This is a genomic window from Ciceribacter ferrooxidans (assembly GCF_004137355.1).
GTDB lineage: Bacteria > Pseudomonadota > Alphaproteobacteria > Rhizobiales > Rhizobiaceae > Allorhizobium > Allorhizobium ferrooxidans.
The window spans coordinates 1-253 of record NZ_SDVB01000137.1 but is presented as its reverse complement, the minus strand read 5'-3'; the positions used below and the strand labels follow the sequence as shown (position 1 = coordinate 253).

Below are 253 nucleotides of genomic sequence, written 5' to 3'. Positions count from 1 at the left end.
CGAACCCACGAACGGCGAGATCATGACCTGAGCCAAAGCTGGACACTTAACCAACTGAGACACCCAGGCGTCCCTAGTTATTTTTAAAGTAAGCTCTATGCCCACCAGGGCCTGGACTTACGACCTTGGGATGAAGTGTCACATGCTGTACCAGCTTTGTATGTGAATACAATGCTGGGCCAGCCAGGTGCCCATCAGTAATTTTTAGAATATTCAGAGGGGTACAAATATCACTATAATAAATTTTGGAATA

General features: G+C 45.5%; 1 protein-coding gene. It reads right to left on the bottom strand.

The window, feature by feature from the left end:
- Positions 1–73: 73 nt before the first annotated feature.
- Positions 74–253 (bottom strand): hypothetical protein (locus EUU22_RS26375; RefSeq protein ID WP_205687848.1); only part of this gene is annotated, 180 nt, incomplete at its 5' end.